Below are 14,822 nucleotides of genomic sequence, written 5' to 3'. Positions count from 1 at the left end.
GCTGTAACCTCTGATCTTTGGGCCATACGTGACTAATGGATGACAGCCCTTAGGCCATGATGGTTGCCTAGCCACTGGAGGCGCTCCACCGATCGCGCCATTTGGTTTGAGCCAGCGCCAGTGCCAGCCCGGGGTCTTGACTTTCGTTGGCCGACGATTAGCCCAGCAGGCCGCTCTGGCGGAGGTGTTGCCAAGTTTGCCATAGATTCAGCCTCTGTAGGGCTGCGGCCGCCTGCAATACCTGTAGCTCGGGCAGGGTGGGGTCAATGGCCGCCGCCCGAGTCAGGGCGCGATCGGCCTGGCGGGGCTGCCAGGCGTAGATGTGCACAAAGCCCAGGTACAGCCAGTGATAGATATTCTCGGGGGCCACGGTGGTGAGCTGATTGAGGGTGGCGATTGCCCCCTGGTCATTCTGCTGTAGCACCTGGGCCATCACCTTGGTGTAGAACCAGGGTAGCCCCTCAGGGTCTTGGCTGAGCCGGTGGGCCATGGCCTGCTCTGCCTGGGGCAGATAGTCTTGAACTGGGTCGTACTGGTTGATGCGCCCCACGGTGGCAAAGATGGGGTCTAGCTCGCCTCGAGCCAACCCCTGGCTGAGGCCGTGGAGCACTCCAACCAGGTCAGGCTCCGGTGCCGACACAGAAGGAATAGTGGGGTCGATGGCCAAGGTCGTGGATGGAACGGTCAACGGTTGAGCCTCTCCCGTCCGCCGATCTAGATACTCTGCCCGCAGCCGGTAGGTGCCAGGGGAGAGAGTCTCCGGCAGCGCCATGCCCAGGTGCTCTGTGACGGCAAAAGAGTCTGTCGAATTCACCGTGCCAGGCGCGGCCAGCAGTTGCCCCAGACCAATGCCGTGGTCATGGATCCAAGCGATCGCACCGGGTTGATTCACCGGTTCCCAACTCAGCACCAATAACCCCCGGCCCAGTGCATCCCACGGCCCCAGCAGCTCGTAGGTGACAGGGATGGTCTGGCCGGGGGCGGCGGCGGTGGGCAGCTCCACCGCTGCCAGGGTCACTTCAGTGGTCGCCTGAGAGCTGGGAGCAACCTCCACCGGAGGCTGGGTCTGGTGGTGCAGCGACAGGGTTGAGCCATCGGGCAGGGGCCAGGTTTGGGCTACCCGAAACGCTGGGCTTTGCTCGATCAGTGTGCCCAGGGCCACCTTGGTCTCGGTGGTGGGGCTCTGGTCGCCGGTTTTGGTCACCATCCAGGGCACAGACCGGGCATCGAGGGGCATAAACTCGGGGTTAAAGCCCAGCTCGCGACTGTAGACCCGAAAGCCTTGGGCCGCCCCATAGAAGTCAAAGGTGAGCGGGTTGATCTGGGGTGTGTTGGGAATTACTCCCACCGTCGATCGCAGGTAGGGAGCCTCGGTCGTAATGGCCTCGATCACCTCTGCATGGGGCCAGGCGGGGCCGGCATAGAGGGTACGCATGAGCCGACTGGCGGGCAGGGGACCACCGGGCAGCACCGCTGCCACCATCAGCACCGCCATGAGGCCAACCAATGCCCAGCGCAGCCAGCGCCCGCCGCGCCCCGGCAAGAGCGTGAGCCCCCGAGCCAGCACCAGCACCAGCACCGGCACCGCCGGGGCCATGTGGCGCGGGTCTTTGTTTTGCAGCAGGGTTAGCAGGGCATAGCTGCCCAGCAAGAAGCTGCCCAGCCAGGGCCATCGCCACCTCAGGGCCGATGACAAACCTATCCCACGGTCAGATTCTCCCCTAGAGCGAAACAAGAGCGCGCCGAGAATACCGCCCACCAGGCCCGCCGCGAGGAAGCTATAGGTCACCAGGCGGGGCACCATGCGGGCGTAGTAGCTGAGCACTGACCAGGCACTGCCCGGCACCAGTTCTGGGGGCACCCAGTTGGCATTGTTGCTCTGGCTGTTGGTCAAAATCGTCAGCCAGTTGGTTTGAATCCATGGGCCGCAGATGGCCCAGGCTGCTAAGGCCGCCAGCCCCCACTGGGCTATATGCTGCCAGCGAGGCCGGGTGAGAACCGATTCGATCGCAACCCACCCCAAAGGCACTACCAAAAACAAAACCGCCGTGGGCTTGGCCAAAATCGACAGCCCTACCCCCAGCCCGGCGGCGATCGCCCAGCCCCACCGCGCCTTTGGCTTGGCCCCCCGCCAGGCGGTCAGGCTGGCAAAGGTGGCGGTCACCGCCGTCACCAGCCCTAGATCGAGCAAATAGTCGAGCCGCAGGGCGTAGAGCATGGGCACTAGCAAACTCAGCCCTGCCGCCCACAGCCCGGTGGCGCGGCCAAACAGGTAGCGCCCCAGCCCGTACAAAATCGCCATCAGCACCCCGGCAAAGAGGGTGTTGACCACCACCGCCTGGTCAAATCCACGCCCCAGCAGGTTAAATATGGGCACCGTCGCCAGGTAAACCAGCGGTGCCCGATAGCCCGGCGACTGCCGCCACAGGGTCGTCCACCAGTCGGGGTTAAACCACTCTAGCTGTTGCAGCACTCCCCAAAAGTGCAGGGCGCGGGTCAGGTGTTCGCCCTGGTCCCAGGCGGGGGGGGCTTGGTCATTGAGCAGCCAGAGGCCATCGGCGATCGCCACCAAGAGCCACAGCCCCAGCAAAATCAGCCCGTCTTGCCGGTGCCCGCTGCCTTCATCCCGATCCTCTACCGATGGGTGACTGGGCGGAAATTCCGGTGAGGTCAGGCTGGGTTCAGGCAGGGGCGGGTTGCGATCGCTCATTGGCATCCTTTATCTACGGATCCTTAACTATGGATAACGTCGCTAACTGGCGAGCGTTCATCTGGGAAATGGCTCAACTAGACTGGCCATAGCTATCTCTTGAGTTGCCATGTCATTTTGCCAGGGTATCCACCATGTCGCGATCATTTGTAGCGACTATGACCGCTCCAAGCAGTTCTACACCCAGGTATTGAGTCTAGAAACCCGTCGCGAAACCTATCGAGCTGAGCGCCAGTCCTACAAGCTCGATCTGGCACTACCCGACGGCACCCAGATCGAGCTGTTCTCGTTCCCCGACCCACCGCCTCGGCCCTCTCGCCCCGAGGCCCAGGGGCTGCGACATCTGGCCCTGGTGGTGGATGATTTAGACGGGGCTGTTCAGCAGCTCCAGGCCGCCCAGGTCGCCACAGAAGCAATCCGCCTGGATGAGCTGACCGGCAAGCGCTTCGTCTTTTTTCAAGACCCCGACCAGCTCCCGATTGAACTATACGAACGCTGACGCGGGGGTTACAGCCCCCGGCACCTGTATGGCGCATCCGCCCAGCAAGAACCCATACTGACTGAGCTTTGTCCCAAATTAAAGACAATTCTGACAAAAAATACCCAAGGAGCTTGCTTGCTTACGAGGGCACAGGCCCTGCGCCCCTCCATGGGGGTATTTTCTGTTCCAATTTCCTAACTGCTCAAAACTAACTGCTCAAAACTCGTCCGTCAGCCATTCCAATGCGCGCTCTCCCAGGGTGAGGGGAATGCTGACGGCCTTGCCCAGTCGGGGACGCTCGCGGGTCTGGGCGATCCACTGCTGCACGTAGTCAGCCTGCCCCCACTCGTGCAAATAGAGCACCACCTGGTTGAGGTGGGCCAGGTATTCTTCCTCGCTGAGGGGAAATGACGCCTGCTCTAGGTAGCGCCACATCACCTGGAAGAAAATCTTGCCCTGGGTGCGCCGAAACTGCACGTCAAAGGAGAAGCCCCACTTGTCTATCAATAGTGTCTGTAGCTCGGCTCCGGTCATTGCGTTTCTCCGCTGGGGCGATCGCTGCCACCTATACATTTCTTTACCATACGATCCATCCGTTTGGCCAAGGTGGCTGCCCCTTTCTGGCCCTAAAAAGCACCTTGAATGGCTAAAAAAACGAAAAAAAGTTGTTTTTATGTGGATTTTCATATCCTAAAGCTTTCTCAGAGGCTTATAGGCCTTGGCTTGCCCATTTTTCTGGCCTTTGCCCTAGGAAAAGCGCGATCGCCCAGCCTCCTTAACGTTTAGCAACGATTTTCTGGAAACAGCGAGGTGCAATAATACGATTGGTAAAGCTTAAGGCATGGTCAGCGACATCGGGAATGCTCCAAATTGGTGCCTCGCTAAGGGTTTGCCGGGCTAGCGTAACGGGCTACAGTTCTGTTGGCTAACCCCCTGCTCAGCCACCGCCATTGATAGCTGCTAGTACGTTTGAAACAGGTATACCAGTCTGGATTATGACTCAAGTTTCTGGAACCTCCGATGTCCCCGATTTGGGACGCCGCCAATTTATGAACCTGCTGCTGCTGGGGGCCGCCTCTGGGGCCGTTGGGGGCATGCTCTATCCCGTGATCAAATACTTTATTCCTCCCTCCAGCGGTAGCGCAGGCGGCGGGGTGACAGCCAAAAACGAGCTGGGCAACGACGTGATCGCCAGCCAGTTTGTGGCGACCCACAATGCGGGCGATCGCGTCCTGGTTCAGGGTCTCAAGGGCGACCCCACCTACCTAGTAATCCAAGAGAGCGGTTCCCTAGAGAGCTACGGCATTAGCTCCATCTGCACCCACCTGGGCTGCGTCGTTCCCTGGAACGCCAGCGAAAACAAGTTTATGTGTCCCTGCCACGGCTCCCAGTACGACGCCACCGGCAAAGTAGTGCGCGGCCCGGCCCCCTTGTCTCTGGCCCTGGCTCATGCCGATGTCACCGAAGATGACAAAGTCTCCCTCACCCCCTGGACTGAGACCGACTTCCGCACTGGCGAAAATCCCTGGTGGGCCTAGGCTAAACCCAACCCAGCCTAAGCTGTCGAGTTTTACCCGTGGAAACCCTACAGAGCTTGAGCTGGACTTGGTCTCGTCAGCCATTTGGCCATCTGCTATCCCGTTCTCCGTTGACATAGCTGACATCTCCTTTGAACGCATGAATAAATTCGCTGCATTAATCAACGGCCTGCGCCCCCTCGCCATTACCTGCGCCGCCATTCTGACTGTGGCAACCGGGTGGCTGGCGATGCCCCAGACCGCCCAGGCCTATCCCTTCTGGGCCCAAGAAAACTACGAAGTACCCCGCGAGGCCACCGGCCGCATCGTCTGCGCCAACTGCCACCTGGCTGCAAAACCCACCAAGGTAGAGGTGCCCCAGGCAGTGCTGCCCGACTCCGTCTTCAAGCTCAAAGTTGAGATTCCCTACGATCTCGCCTCCCAGCAGGTACTGGGCGACGGCAGTAAGGGCGGCCTCAACGTCGGCGCGGTCGTGGTGCTGCCCGAGGGCTTTAAGCTAGCTCCCCCCGATCGCATGTCCGAAGAGCTGAAGGAAGAAGTCGGCAGCACCTACTTCTTGCCTTACAGCGACACTCAGGAAAATATCCTCCTGGTTGGCCCCCTGCCCGGTGAGCAGTATCAAGAGATTATCTTCCCCGTGCTGTCTCCCGACCCGGCAACCAACAAGTCAGTTTCCTTTGGCAAATATCAGATTCACGTCGGCGGTAACCGAGGTCGTGGCCAGGTCTACCCCACGGGTCAGGCCAGCAACAACACGGTCTACAACGCCACCGCCAGCGGCATTGTCACCGATGTAGAGTCCCAAGCTGCCGGTGGCTATCTGGTCACTATCCAATCTGACGACGGTAGCGAAGTCACTGAAACTATCCCCGCCGGTCCTGAGCTGCTGGTGGCCGAGGGCGACGCCGTAGAAGCCGGTAAGCCCCTGACCACCAACCCTAACGTGGGCGGATTTGGCCAGATGGATACCGAAATCGTGCTGCAAAGCCCCAATCGCATCAAGGGTCTCGTCGCCTTCCTGGCGGCGGTGATGCTAACCCAGATCATGCTGGTGCTGAAGAAAAAGCAGGTGGAGAAGGTTCAGGCCGCTGGCTTGACTATGTAGTCTGGCCCGTTAGCTACAGCTGAGTAGATGTAGCTAACAATTTCTTCAATGCGCTTCTTAAAATCAGAGGGTTCCGAATTTTCGGCCCTCTGATTTTGTTTTGCAATGTCTTGTCAGTCGACATCCTGGGCAAATCCGGTGAGTTAGTCCATCTATGCTCAAGCAAGATGGTGACGATAACGAGTTGAGTGCGATTCCATTGCTCTGAATCTGGGCCAGCGGCTTTCACCAACGGTCTGTTTAATGAGCTACAATTGTTAAGTATTTTTGCATATTCGAAACTTGTCTTGAGCATCCTTAGGTTTGGCGCTCGGGGGTAGTTTCGTTGCCCGCTCACTGTCGCCCAGGTTTTACACAGTTATGACGATTCCCATTCGCAACGTTGCAATTATTGCCCACGTTGACCACGGCAAGACCACGCTTGTCGATGCCCTGCTCAGGCAGTCCGGCATTTTTCGCGAGGGGGAAGAGGTACCAGACTGCGTGATGGACTCCAATGACCTGGAGCGGGAGCGGGGCATTACCATTCTCTCGAAGAACACGGCCGTTCACTACGGTGAGACGTTGATCAACATTATCGACACCCCTGGCCACGCCGACTTTGGCGGCGAGGTAGAGCGGGTGCTGGGCATGGTCGATGGCTGCATTCTGATCGTCGATGCCAACGAAGGCCCGATGCCCCAGACCCGGTTTGTGCTGAAAAAGGCTCTGGAGAAAGGTCTGCGCCCGATTGTGGTGGTCAACAAAATTGACCGCCCTCAAGCTGAGCCCCATGGTGCCGTCGATAAGGTGCTCGATCTCTTCATCGAGCTAGGTGCTGACGACGATCAGTGCGACTTTCCCTATCTGTTTGCCTCGGGGCTGGCAGGCTACGCCAAGACCAAGCTCGAAGACGAGGGCGTCGATATGAAGCCCATGTTTGAGTCGATTCTCGACCATGTGCCGCCCCCGGTCGGCGACTCTGAAAAGCCGTTGCAAATTCAGGTCACCACCCTCGACTATTCCGAGTACCTGGGCCGCATCATCATTGGCAAAATTCACAACGGGGTGATCAATGCTGGCCAGCAGGCGGCCCTGGTCAAAGAAGACGGCAGCCTGGTGAAGTCGAAGATTTCTAAGCTGCTGGGCTTTGACGGCCTGCGCCGCATTGAGATTGAGTCGGCCTCGGCGGGCAATATCGTGGCGGTGGCGGGCTTTGCCGATGCCAACATTGGCGAAACCATCACCTGCCCCACCAATCCCCAGGCTCTGCCCCTGATCAAAGTCGATGAGCCCACCCTACAGATGACCTTTGTGGTCAATGACTCGCCTTTTGCGGGTCAAGAGGGCACCTTTGTCACTTCGCGGCAGCTGCGCGATCGCCTCATGCGCGAGCTTGAGACCAACGTGGCTCTGCGGGTCGAGCCCACCGACTCCCCCGATCGCTTCTCGGTGTCGGGCCGGGGCGAGCTGCACCTGGGCATTTTGATCGAAACCATGCGCCGTGAAGGCTATGAGTTTCAGGTCTCCCAGCCCCAGGTGATCTACCGCGAAGTCAACGGCCAGCCCTGCGAACCCTACGAACTGCTGGTGCTCGACGTGCCCGAAGAGGGCGTCGGCGGCTGCATGGAGCGCATTGGCCAGCGTCGGGGTGAGCTGCAAGACATGCGAATCATGGGTGACGGTCGCGCTACCCTGGAGTTTGTGATTCCGGCCCGGGGTCTGATTGGCTTTCGCGGCGAGTTTATGCGCCTAACCCGGGGTGCTGGCATCATGAACCACAGCTTCTTAGACTACCGGGTGCTCTGCGGTGATATTGAGGCCCGCCGCAATGGGGTGCTAATCGCCTTTGAAGAAGGGGTGGCCACTTTCTACTCCCTCAAAAACGCTGAAGACCGGGGCGTGTTCTTCATCAGCCCTGGGGTGAAGGTCTATAAGGGCATGATTGTGGGTGAGCACAACCGCAACCAAGATCTGGAGCTCAATGTCTCGAAGACCAAGCAGCTGACTAACCACCGGGCGGCCGGTGGCGACGAACTGGTACAGCTGCAAACTCCCATCGACATGAGCCTAGAGCGGGCGTTGGAGTACATTGGCCCCGATGAGCTGGTCGAAATTACCCCTGAGTCGATCCGCCTGCGCAAGCTGTCGAAGAAGCTGGTGAAGCGGTAGATAGTCCCAGGTTTACGTAGGGTAGAACGGCACTAGGCGACGGTTGTTCTACCCTGCGCGGTAGTCAAGCTTTCTGGGCTGGGTCGCTGTCCAGCAGTCCACACTGATAGAAGCGCATGTAGTCGTGGGCCAAGGAAGCTGAGATTTGAGTAGATCGCAAATCGCGACGCATGGCCAAGAAAATGTCGGCCATGGCATTTTCAAGGGTGCTTCTGGCTGTTTCATCGGTGCGAATTAGGGTTTGAATATCGCCGCTGGCGCTGACCCAGTGGCGATCGTAGATTTCTATATACTTAAATAGAGCTGCTAAGACGTCGTCTGAGGCAAATAACCAGCCTTTTTCGATGTCGGCTAAGATTCTGCGGCGGTCTTGGTTGGTTTTTGCCAGAATGAGGCCAAACAGCGCCCCGTTGAGATCTTCATAGAGCTTTTGCCTGCGCTCGGTGAGTTCGGTTTGTCGCTTGGCTCTCTCTTGCCAAGAGTAAGTGGCGACTCCGATCGCCCCGGTTAGTAATACTCCAGTCAAAGACCCAATCAGCGGTAGTAGGGTACTGAACGTTTCCATAGGCGTAGCTGAAAACAAGGGCTAATTTCCCATGCCGGTTGCATTTGGGTATGCTCTGCTAGTTAGGGTAAGGCAATCTGATGAAATTTGCGGCGCGCTTCACCAACTGGCTCGAAAATCACTGGGTCAACCCTGCCTACGTGGGCTGGCTGCTGCTGGGGCTGGCGCTGTTCTTTTTTGCGGCGGCGACTAATACCCTGGCGGGCTGGCTATATGTCATTAGCGGCGTCATACTGGCGCTGCTGATGGTAGCGGCGGTGCTGCCGCCTAGAAATTTGCAGGGGCTAGTGGTGACGCGATCGCCCATTCTGCCCGTCACCGCCGAGGTGCCCCTAGAAGTGCAGCTAGAGATTCGCAACCCCCAGCGCCAGACGAAGGGGATGTTTCAGGTGATTGACCCGCTGCCCAGCCGCCTGGGCAATGTGCAGGTGACGGCGGTTGAGACTCTGACTGGCGGCCAAACCCACACCTGGCGCTACCAGGTGCCCACCACACGGCGGGGCGTTTACCAATGGCCCAGGGTTGATTTGCGCACGGCAGCACCCCTGGGACTGTTCTGGTCGCGGCGATCGCAGCCCGCCCCCGCCACCGCCGTAGTCTATCCTCAGGTGCTGCCCCTGAAGCGCTGCCCCCTGCTCGATACCGTGGGACCTCGCCACGGTCAGCACTGGCGCTACAGCCCGGTGGCCCAGGCCGACACCCAGGGGGTGACCCGAGCCCTGCGGCCCTACCGCTGGGGCGACCCCACCCGGCTCATTCACTGGCGCACCAGCGCCCGCTACGGCGAGCTGCGGGTGCGCGAGCTAGAAACTATGACTGCCAGTCGCGAAGTAGTGATTGCCCTCAATACCGCCGCCCGTTGGCCCGAGGCAGATTTTGAACAGGCGGTGGTGGCGGCGGCGTCTCTCTTTATCTACGCCCTCAAGCAGGGGTTTACCGCCGCCCTGTGGCTGCCCCCAAGGGAGGACGCGATCGATGGCACCCTGCTGCGGGAGACTAGCCGGGTAATGCACGTGCTGGCTGGAGTAGAGCCAGATCCGGCTGTGCGATCGCTCAGTTCTCTGCCCCAGGGCGCTACCATCTGGCTGACCTCAGCCGGATCGCTGCCCGTCGCGCTATCAGCGGGCAGCCGCTCGGTGGTGTGGGGGAGCGGAGCCGCTGCCGCCGATTTGGACATGCTTCGGATTGACCCTGAAGCTTCCCTAGAGGCCCAACTACAGGCCCCCCACCTATGACCTTAGTGATTACCAACGACGACGGCATCGATGCTCCCGGCATTGCGGCCCTGCGCTCTGCCCTTGGGGATCGCCCCAACTGGGTCGTCGCCCCCGACCAGCACCTGTCGGGCTGTAGCCATCAGATGAATCGAGGCGGCGCGATCGCCATCACCCAGCGCGAGTCTAGGGCCTTTGCCATCGGCGGTACCCCAGCTGACTGCGCCCGCGTTGCCCTGGGTCACCTCTGCCCAGAGGCCACCTGGGTGCTCTCAGGCATCAACGCCGGGGGCAACATGGGGGCCGATATTTATCTCTCGGGGACGGTAGCAGCCGTGCTCGAGGCGGCGCTGCTGCGGGTGCCGGGCATTGCCATTTCCCACTATATTCAAAATCGGCGGCCCATAGACTGGGCCTTGGCAACTCGCCTAACGGCACGAGTGATTCAGACCCTAATGGCTGAAACGCCTCCTCCAGGCTGCTTTTGGAATGTGAATCTGCCCCACCTCCAGCCGGGCGCCCCTGACCCCGACATCATTCACTGCACCACCTGCACCCAGCCCCTGCCGACCGAGTTCAAAATTGACCAGGGACAGTTTTACTATGCGGGCGACTACGGCCAGCGCCGCTATGACCCCGACTCTGACGTGGCGGTGTGCTTTGGCGGCAACATTGCGGTCAGCAAAATTTGTCTGTGGTGAGTTTTGACTCACCCCTCCCCCTGCCAAGAAAGAGACAGTGATCCTGATTTGCCAGAGAATTTTCTGGTGCTGAACGCAGATTAGGTCGTCTCGGTGGGCTCAGGAAACGCGATCGCAACTCCGATGCCGAAGTGGTCAGATAGCCCGCGCAAATCCTCTAGCCGAGGGGGCCACACAAAGGATTCGTGCAGTCGTTCTGACGAATTCCACGCGACGCAGATATGGTCAATATTGGAGTGCTGGCCATTGATCAGCCGGTGTATGGGGTCATGTTCTCCGGCAGTGAGGCAGTCTAGACCGGCTTCGGCCAGGGCCTGGCGCAACACCTCTTTGTTGCGGCGCGATCCGTAGTAGTGCAGCGCATTCAAATCTTGGTTGAAGTCTCCGGCTACGATCAGGGCTGCATGGGGGTAAGCGGCTCGCAGCCGTTGCCAGTCGGCCTGCTGGGTGGCAACGGCTGCGGCAAAGGCCTCGGTGGCTGAGTGCGATCGCCAACTGCTGCCCAACCAGGGCAGCACGGTACCGTATACCAGGCATTGTTGTCCGTTTGATAAACTGACCAGAGCACAGGCTGTGCGAGCCTCATCGCTGGTGGAGAGGGGGGCGATCGCCCAGTCTTCGCGCACCCAGATCTGTACCCAGCGCTCACCGGTTTCGCTAGGGCGATCGGGCAGATCGCTAGCCACGGAGCGATAGCCTGCCCCTGGGGCAATCTCCCCATGAGTTTCTGTCAAAATCCAAATATCGGCGTCAATGCGGCCCATCCACTGGTGCTGCCGCTCCGCCTTGGCAGACTGGGGCAGCGCCCGTTCAAGATTCCAGGTGGCGATTTTCATTCTGGGTCAGTAGACAGATGAAACAGAGGCAATTCTCTGTAACAGTCACTACTAAACTCCACCGCAGCCGTCGCCGCATATATTCCTCGATACAAAGGGCTTTACACTAGCAAAAGTAACCCTTTGCCGCCTCGACCTATGACCCTGGCTACCTCCACCGCCGACTGGGATGCTCTGGCCCAAGCCTTTGGTGCCATAGAAACCATTCGTGATGCCACCCAGCGCGAAAAGCTCTCGAAGGACTATTACTACTTCAGCCCCATTTTGCACGAGCAGCTGGCTCACCTAGTCGCCGACTTAATTGTGCGTCCTAGGGATGAAGCCGAGGTGCTGGCGGCGGCCAAGGTCTGCGTAGAGGCGCGGGTGCCCGTCACCGTAAGGGGGGCAGGCACCGGCAACTACGGCCAGTGCATACCCCTAGAGGGTGGCGTTGTGCTAGATCTGAGCAAAATGAATCGGGTGAAGCGGGTCGAGCCAGGCACCGCTTGGGTAGAGCCGGGGGCCAAGCTCTCAGCCATCGACAAAGTGACCCGCGAAACCGGCTGGGAACTGCGCATGTACCCCTCCACCTACCGCACCGCCACCATTGGTGGGTTTATCGGCGGCGGTAGCGGCGGCATTGGGTCGATTACCTATGGGCAGCTGCGCGATCGCGGCAACCTCAACGCCGTGCGTGTGGTCACCATGGAAGACAGCCCTCGCGTTATCGAGCTGCGGGGCGACGCGGTGCAAAAGGTCAACCATGCCTACGGCACCAATGGCATTATCACCGAGCTAGAAATTCCCCTGGGGCCGGCCTATCCCTGGGCTGAAGCGATCGTGGCCTTTGACGACTTTATGACTGCGGCCCACTTCGGCCAGGCCCTGGGCGATGCCGACGGACTGATCAAAAAACTGATCAGCATCCATGCCTGGCCCATCCCCAGCTACTTTACCGCCCTTCATCCCCACCTGCCCGAGGGCAAAGCCGTAGCCCTGGTGATGGTGGCCGAGCCCTCCCTGGCGCTATTTGGCGAACTGGTGAACGAGTTTGGCGGCACCATCACCTATAGCAAATCGGCCCATGATGCCAGCAAAGGCGCGCCCCTGGCCGAGTTCACCTGGAACCACACCACCCTCCACGCCCGCAGCCACGACCCGTCGCTTACCTACCTGCAAACCCTGTTTCCCTACGACCCTAAGCTGGAGCGGGTGCAGCACTTCTACGAACACTTCGGCGACGAGGTGATCATGCATCTGGAGTATCTGCGGATGGGGGGCAACACGATTCCAGCAGCGCTGCAAATTGTGCGCTACTCAACGCCCGAACGGCTGGCGGAGATCATCCATTACCACGAAAGCCACGGTGCGCTGATCGCCAACCCCCACACGTACCTGCTCGAAGACGGCGGCATGAAAAAAGTGGATGCTGTGCAGGTGAACTTTAAAGCTGAGGTTGACCCCCACGGCCTGCTCAACCCTGGCAAGATGCGCGGCTGGCTAGAACGAGATCAGGCAGGGTAACTGTTTCAACAGTCTGGTCGATGGGCTAAGTTGGCTTTAGCTCGTTGCCATAGGGTTTCTAACTCATCGATAGAGTAGTCGCCCAGGGGTTTGTCAGCGGCAGACTCTACCAGCTCAAAGCGGCGAATGAAGCGACGGTTGGTGCTTTGCAGGGCCTCGGCAGGGTCAAGGCCATACCAGCGGGCTAGGTTGACCAGGGTAAAGATCAGGTCGCCCAGCTCCGCCTGCTGATTTTCCTTCGGTTCGTGGGCGATCGCCTGGCGAAATTCTCCCAGTTCTTCGTGAAATTTTTCCCAGACGTCGTCAATGGTCTCCCACTCAAACCCGGCTTTGGCAGCTTTGACAGAGATTTTGCTGGCGGCCATCAGCGGCGGCAGGGTGCGGCTGTATTTGGTCAGTTTGGGCGACAGCTTGTCGGGCTCGTGGGCGATGCCCTTTTCCTCGGCTTTGATCTGATCCCAGGTTTGGCTGACCGCCTCGGGGGTATCGCTGACGGCATCGCCAAAGACGTGGGGATGGCGACGCACCAGCTTGTCGGCAATGCCAGTGGCGACGGTAGCCAGATCAAAGCTGCCCTCGTCGCTGGCGATCTGCGCTTGCAGTACCACTTGCAGCAGCAGATCGCCTAGCTCCTCGGCGATCGCCCCCTGGTCACCCACCTGCAAGGCATCCACCACCTCGTAGGCCTCTTCGATCACAAAGGGAATCAGGCTAGTGGGGGTCTGGGCCAGATCCCACGGGCAGCCGGTTTCGGGGTGGCGCAGCTGGGCGATGATATCGATCAGGCGCTCTAGAGCGGCCAGGATGGGTGCGTAGCCGGGGGCGGTCTGGTTTTCCATAGATTGGGTTTTTACCAGGTGGGGTCAACGTAGAGATTGATCACGACAGGGTTTTGTCCCGGCGGCACCGCCGAGATGCAGGCACAGATCGGGTCTGTGGCACCCTCTAACTCGACCTCGCAGGCGTGACACGACCCCATCAGACAGCCTGTGGGAATGTTTACCCCGGCGCGATCGGCCACCGCCAGCAGGGGCTCGCCGACCTCGGCTTCGACGGTGACACCACCGGGTAAAAATTGCACCGAAACGCTCATGGCAAAGCCCTAGGTTCGAGCCTGTTTGAGCATGGCCACCAGGGTGTGGTGGGCGTCTTCAGCCCCCTCTAGGGTGTGATCAAAGGGCACCCGCACGGTGGTTGGGTCGCCGTCTACGGTAACCGCCAGGGTCATGCCTTCGGGGTCGACCGATTGCATCGTGGCGGCGGTGGCAGCGGGCTGGTTGCCGTAGGCAGTGGCGTAGAGTAAAACGGCTTCGGCGTGGTCATCGTTCATATGTTTACAGATGCGATCGCTGACTGCCGGGGTAATTGGCTCAGGCATAAAAAATCCCGTAGACTACTTCACAACAGACTACTTCACAACATTGGCCAGTCGTTACACAGAGTTATGATACCGTCCCTGCCCCCCACCTCAGAGCATCCCTGGCCCTCAGGCCATGTTTTTCAGAGTCCGGGGGCGCATCTCACCTATCGAGTGGTGGGGCCTTGCTGTCGTCTGTTTGACCGCGAGCAGTTGCCCTGGCCCTGCTGTCGCATTCAGTGGCGAGGCAAAGAGCCGAGCTGGCGGCGCATCGGCAAGCGCTTGGTGCCTGACATGGCCACCCGCAAGTCGCCCTCCTACTGTGTCGAAATTGTGGGCCACAGCTACGGTGCCCAAGCCTTTGTAACCACCCTTTACACCGCTAAACTAGACCCCCAAACCAAGGCCTGGTGGCACTCGCGCCTGCATGACGGAGAAACTGCCCTGGGTGAGTGAGAAAGTTTGTAACGAACCGGACATACTGGGCACCCATTGGCAGTAGTCTTATGCTCATGCTGTGATGTTTCTCGATAAGGTAGAAAACCCTATGCCAGCCGCCTTTTTGCCCTCTATTCTGGTTCCTCTGGTGGGTATTGTGTTCCCCGCCGTCGCCATGGCCTTCCTGTTTCTTTACATTGAGCGGGAAGACGCTGCCTAGATT

16 protein-coding genes are annotated in these 14,822 nt (G+C 59.6%); 9 read left to right on the top strand and 7 right to left on the bottom strand.

What is annotated here, in order from left to right; translation table 11 throughout:
* Positions 1–157 precede the first annotated feature (157 nt).
* On the bottom strand, positions 158–2,710 hold the full coding sequence (locus tag AC0QKW_RS00975) for a glycosyltransferase family 39 protein (RefSeq protein WP_473149195.1): 2,553 nt from the start codon (positions 2,708–2,710) through the stop codon (positions 158–160).
* A 109-nt stretch (positions 2,711–2,819) separates the two neighbouring features.
* Between AC0QKW_RS00975 and gloA2 the strand changes: the two genes are divergently transcribed.
* Positions 2,820–3,209, top strand: coding sequence for an SMU1112c/YaeR family gloxylase I-like metalloprotein (gloA2, locus tag AC0QKW_RS00970; RefSeq protein WP_473149194.1), 390 nt, complete (start codon positions 2,820–2,822; stop codon positions 3,207–3,209).
* A 198-nt stretch (positions 3,210–3,407) separates the two neighbouring features.
* On the opposite strand, the gene AC0QKW_RS00965 is transcribed toward gloA2, so the two are convergent.
* Entirely contained in the window at positions 3,408–3,725 is a 318-nt protein-coding gene (locus AC0QKW_RS00965; RefSeq protein ID WP_473149193.1) for a DUF3067 family protein, read from the bottom strand.
* A 461-nt stretch (positions 3,726–4,186) separates the two neighbouring features.
* Here AC0QKW_RS00965 and petC point away from each other — a divergent pair, with 461 nt between their 5' ends.
* From petC to typA, 3 genes are all read left to right on the top strand, one after another.
* Positions 4,187–4,729: a cytochrome b6-f complex iron-sulfur subunit gene (gene petC / locus AC0QKW_RS00960; protein WP_473149192.1), complete on the top strand. Its 543-nt coding sequence runs from the start codon at positions 4,187–4,189 to the stop codon at positions 4,727–4,729.
* 139 nt (positions 4,730–4,868) lie between these two features.
* On the top strand, positions 4,869–5,834 hold the full coding sequence (petA, locus tag AC0QKW_RS00955; protein WP_473149191.1) for a cytochrome f: 966 nt from the start codon (positions 4,869–4,871) through the stop codon (positions 5,832–5,834).
* Between the two features lie 360 nt (positions 5,835–6,194).
* On the top strand, positions 6,195–7,985 hold the full coding sequence (gene typA, locus AC0QKW_RS00950; RefSeq protein WP_473149190.1) for a translational GTPase TypA: 1,791 nt from the start codon (positions 6,195–6,197) through the stop codon (positions 7,983–7,985).
* Between the two features lie 64 nt (positions 7,986–8,049).
* Here the strand turns inward: typA and AC0QKW_RS00945 are convergent, their stop codons facing one another.
* Positions 8,050–8,550 (bottom strand): hypothetical protein, encoded by a 501-nt coding sequence (locus AC0QKW_RS00945; protein ID WP_473149189.1) that lies wholly within the window; start codon positions 8,548–8,550, stop codon positions 8,050–8,052.
* An 80-nt stretch (positions 8,551–8,630) separates the two neighbouring features.
* Here AC0QKW_RS00945 and AC0QKW_RS00940 point away from each other — a divergent pair, with 80 nt between their 5' ends.
* Both AC0QKW_RS00940 and surE read left to right on the top strand, forming a co-directional pair.
* The gene (locus tag AC0QKW_RS00940; protein WP_473149188.1) at positions 8,631–9,785 is read left to right on the top strand and encodes a DUF58 domain-containing protein; all 1,155 of its coding nucleotides are present in this window, start codon (positions 8,631–8,633) and stop codon (positions 9,783–9,785) included.
* The gene (gene surE, locus AC0QKW_RS00935; protein WP_473149187.1) at positions 9,782–10,465 is read left to right on the top strand and encodes a 5'/3'-nucleotidase SurE; all 684 of its coding nucleotides are present in this window, start codon (positions 9,782–9,784) and stop codon (positions 10,463–10,465) included. The genes AC0QKW_RS00940 and surE overlap by 4 nt, the downstream gene beginning before the upstream one ends.
* A gap of 80 nt (positions 10,466–10,545) precedes the next feature.
* Here the strand turns inward: surE and AC0QKW_RS00930 are convergent, their stop codons facing one another.
* Entirely contained in the window at positions 10,546–11,301 is a 756-nt protein-coding gene (locus AC0QKW_RS00930; protein WP_473149186.1) for an endonuclease/exonuclease/phosphatase family protein, read from the bottom strand.
* A 138-nt stretch (positions 11,302–11,439) separates the two neighbouring features.
* Here AC0QKW_RS00930 and AC0QKW_RS00925 point away from each other — a divergent pair, with 138 nt between their 5' ends.
* Positions 11,440–12,804: an FAD-binding oxidoreductase gene (locus AC0QKW_RS00925; RefSeq protein WP_473149185.1), complete on the top strand. Its 1,365-nt coding sequence runs from the start codon at positions 11,440–11,442 to the stop codon at positions 12,802–12,804.
* 5 nt (positions 12,805–12,809) lie between these two features.
* On the opposite strand, the gene mazG is transcribed toward AC0QKW_RS00925, so the two are convergent.
* The 3 genes from mazG to AC0QKW_RS00910 are packed head-to-tail and all read right to left on the bottom strand — an operon-like array spanning position 12,810 to position 14,182.
* On the bottom strand, positions 12,810–13,643 hold the full coding sequence (gene mazG, locus AC0QKW_RS00920) for a nucleoside triphosphate pyrophosphohydrolase (RefSeq protein WP_473149184.1): 834 nt from the start codon (positions 13,641–13,643) through the stop codon (positions 12,810–12,812).
* Positions 13,644–13,654: 11 nt separating this feature from the next.
* Positions 13,655–13,897, bottom strand: a complete 243-nt coding sequence (locus AC0QKW_RS00915) for a 2Fe-2S iron-sulfur cluster-binding protein (protein WP_473149183.1) — start codon at positions 13,895–13,897, stop codon at positions 13,655–13,657.
* Between the two features lie 9 nt (positions 13,898–13,906).
* Complete coding sequence (locus tag AC0QKW_RS00910; protein WP_473149182.1) at positions 13,907–14,182, bottom strand: DUF2470 domain-containing protein; 276 nt, start codon at positions 14,180–14,182, stop codon at positions 13,907–13,909.
* 66 nt (positions 14,183–14,248) lie between these two features.
* Here AC0QKW_RS00910 and AC0QKW_RS00905 point away from each other — a divergent pair, with 66 nt between their 5' ends.
* Positions 14,249–14,617: a hypothetical protein gene (locus tag AC0QKW_RS00905; RefSeq protein WP_473149181.1), complete on the top strand. Its 369-nt coding sequence runs from the start codon at positions 14,249–14,251 to the stop codon at positions 14,615–14,617.
* Between the two features lie 91 nt (positions 14,618–14,708).
* The gene (psaI, locus tag AC0QKW_RS00900; protein WP_473149219.1) at positions 14,709–14,819 is read left to right on the top strand and encodes a photosystem I reaction center subunit VIII; all 111 of its coding nucleotides are present in this window, start codon (positions 14,709–14,711) and stop codon (positions 14,817–14,819) included.
* The last annotated feature ends 3 nt before the right edge of the window (positions 14,820–14,822 follow it).

This window comes from Pseudanabaena sp. PCC 9330, assembly GCF_055795045.1.
The sequence above is the reverse complement of the archived record's forward strand: the minus strand, read 5'-3'. Positions and strand labels throughout refer to the sequence as shown.

Excerpts from the sequence above, each read along its gene's own strand:
- AC0QKW_RS00910 (WP_473149182.1), bottom strand. The coding sequence starts at position 14,182 with ATGCCTGAGCCAATTACCCCGGCAGTCAGCGATCGCATCTGTAAACAT.
- psaI (WP_473149219.1), top strand. The coding sequence starts at position 14,709 with ATGCCAGCCGCCTTTTTGCCCTCTATTCTGGTTCCTCTGGTGGGTATT.
- AC0QKW_RS00915 (WP_473149183.1), bottom strand. The coding sequence starts at position 13,897 with ATGAGCGTTTCGGTGCAATTTTTACCCGGTGGTGTCACCGTCGAAGCC.
- AC0QKW_RS00925 (WP_473149185.1), top strand. The coding sequence starts at position 11,440 with ATGACCCTGGCTACCTCCACCGCCGACTGGGATGCTCTGGCCCAAGCC.
- AC0QKW_RS00905 (WP_473149181.1), top strand. The coding sequence starts at position 14,249 with ATGATACCGTCCCTGCCCCCCACCTCAGAGCATCCCTGGCCCTCAGGC.
- gloA2 (WP_473149194.1), top strand. The coding sequence starts at position 2,820 with ATGTCATTTTGCCAGGGTATCCACCATGTCGCGATCATTTGTAGCGAC.
- surE (WP_473149187.1), top strand. The coding sequence starts at position 9,782 with ATGACCTTAGTGATTACCAACGACGACGGCATCGATGCTCCCGGCATT.
- AC0QKW_RS00945 (WP_473149189.1), bottom strand. The coding sequence starts at position 8,550 with ATGGAAACGTTCAGTACCCTACTACCGCTGATTGGGTCTTTGACTGGA.
- petC (WP_473149192.1), top strand. The coding sequence starts at position 4,187 with ATGACTCAAGTTTCTGGAACCTCCGATGTCCCCGATTTGGGACGCCGC.
- AC0QKW_RS00940 (WP_473149188.1), top strand. The coding sequence starts at position 8,631 with ATGAAATTTGCGGCGCGCTTCACCAACTGGCTCGAAAATCACTGGGTC.
- AC0QKW_RS00930 (WP_473149186.1), bottom strand. The coding sequence starts at position 11,301 with ATGAAAATCGCCACCTGGAATCTTGAACGGGCGCTGCCCCAGTCTGCC.
- petA (WP_473149191.1), top strand. The coding sequence starts at position 4,869 with ATGAATAAATTCGCTGCATTAATCAACGGCCTGCGCCCCCTCGCCATT.
- AC0QKW_RS00975 (WP_473149195.1), bottom strand. The coding sequence starts at position 2,710 with ATGAGCGATCGCAACCCGCCCCTGCCTGAACCCAGCCTGACCTCACCG.
- AC0QKW_RS00965 (WP_473149193.1), bottom strand. The coding sequence starts at position 3,725 with ATGACCGGAGCCGAGCTACAGACACTATTGATAGACAAGTGGGGCTTC.
- typA (WP_473149190.1), top strand. The coding sequence starts at position 6,195 with ATGACGATTCCCATTCGCAACGTTGCAATTATTGCCCACGTTGACCAC.
- mazG (WP_473149184.1), bottom strand. The coding sequence starts at position 13,643 with ATGGAAAACCAGACCGCCCCCGGCTACGCACCCATCCTGGCCGCTCTA.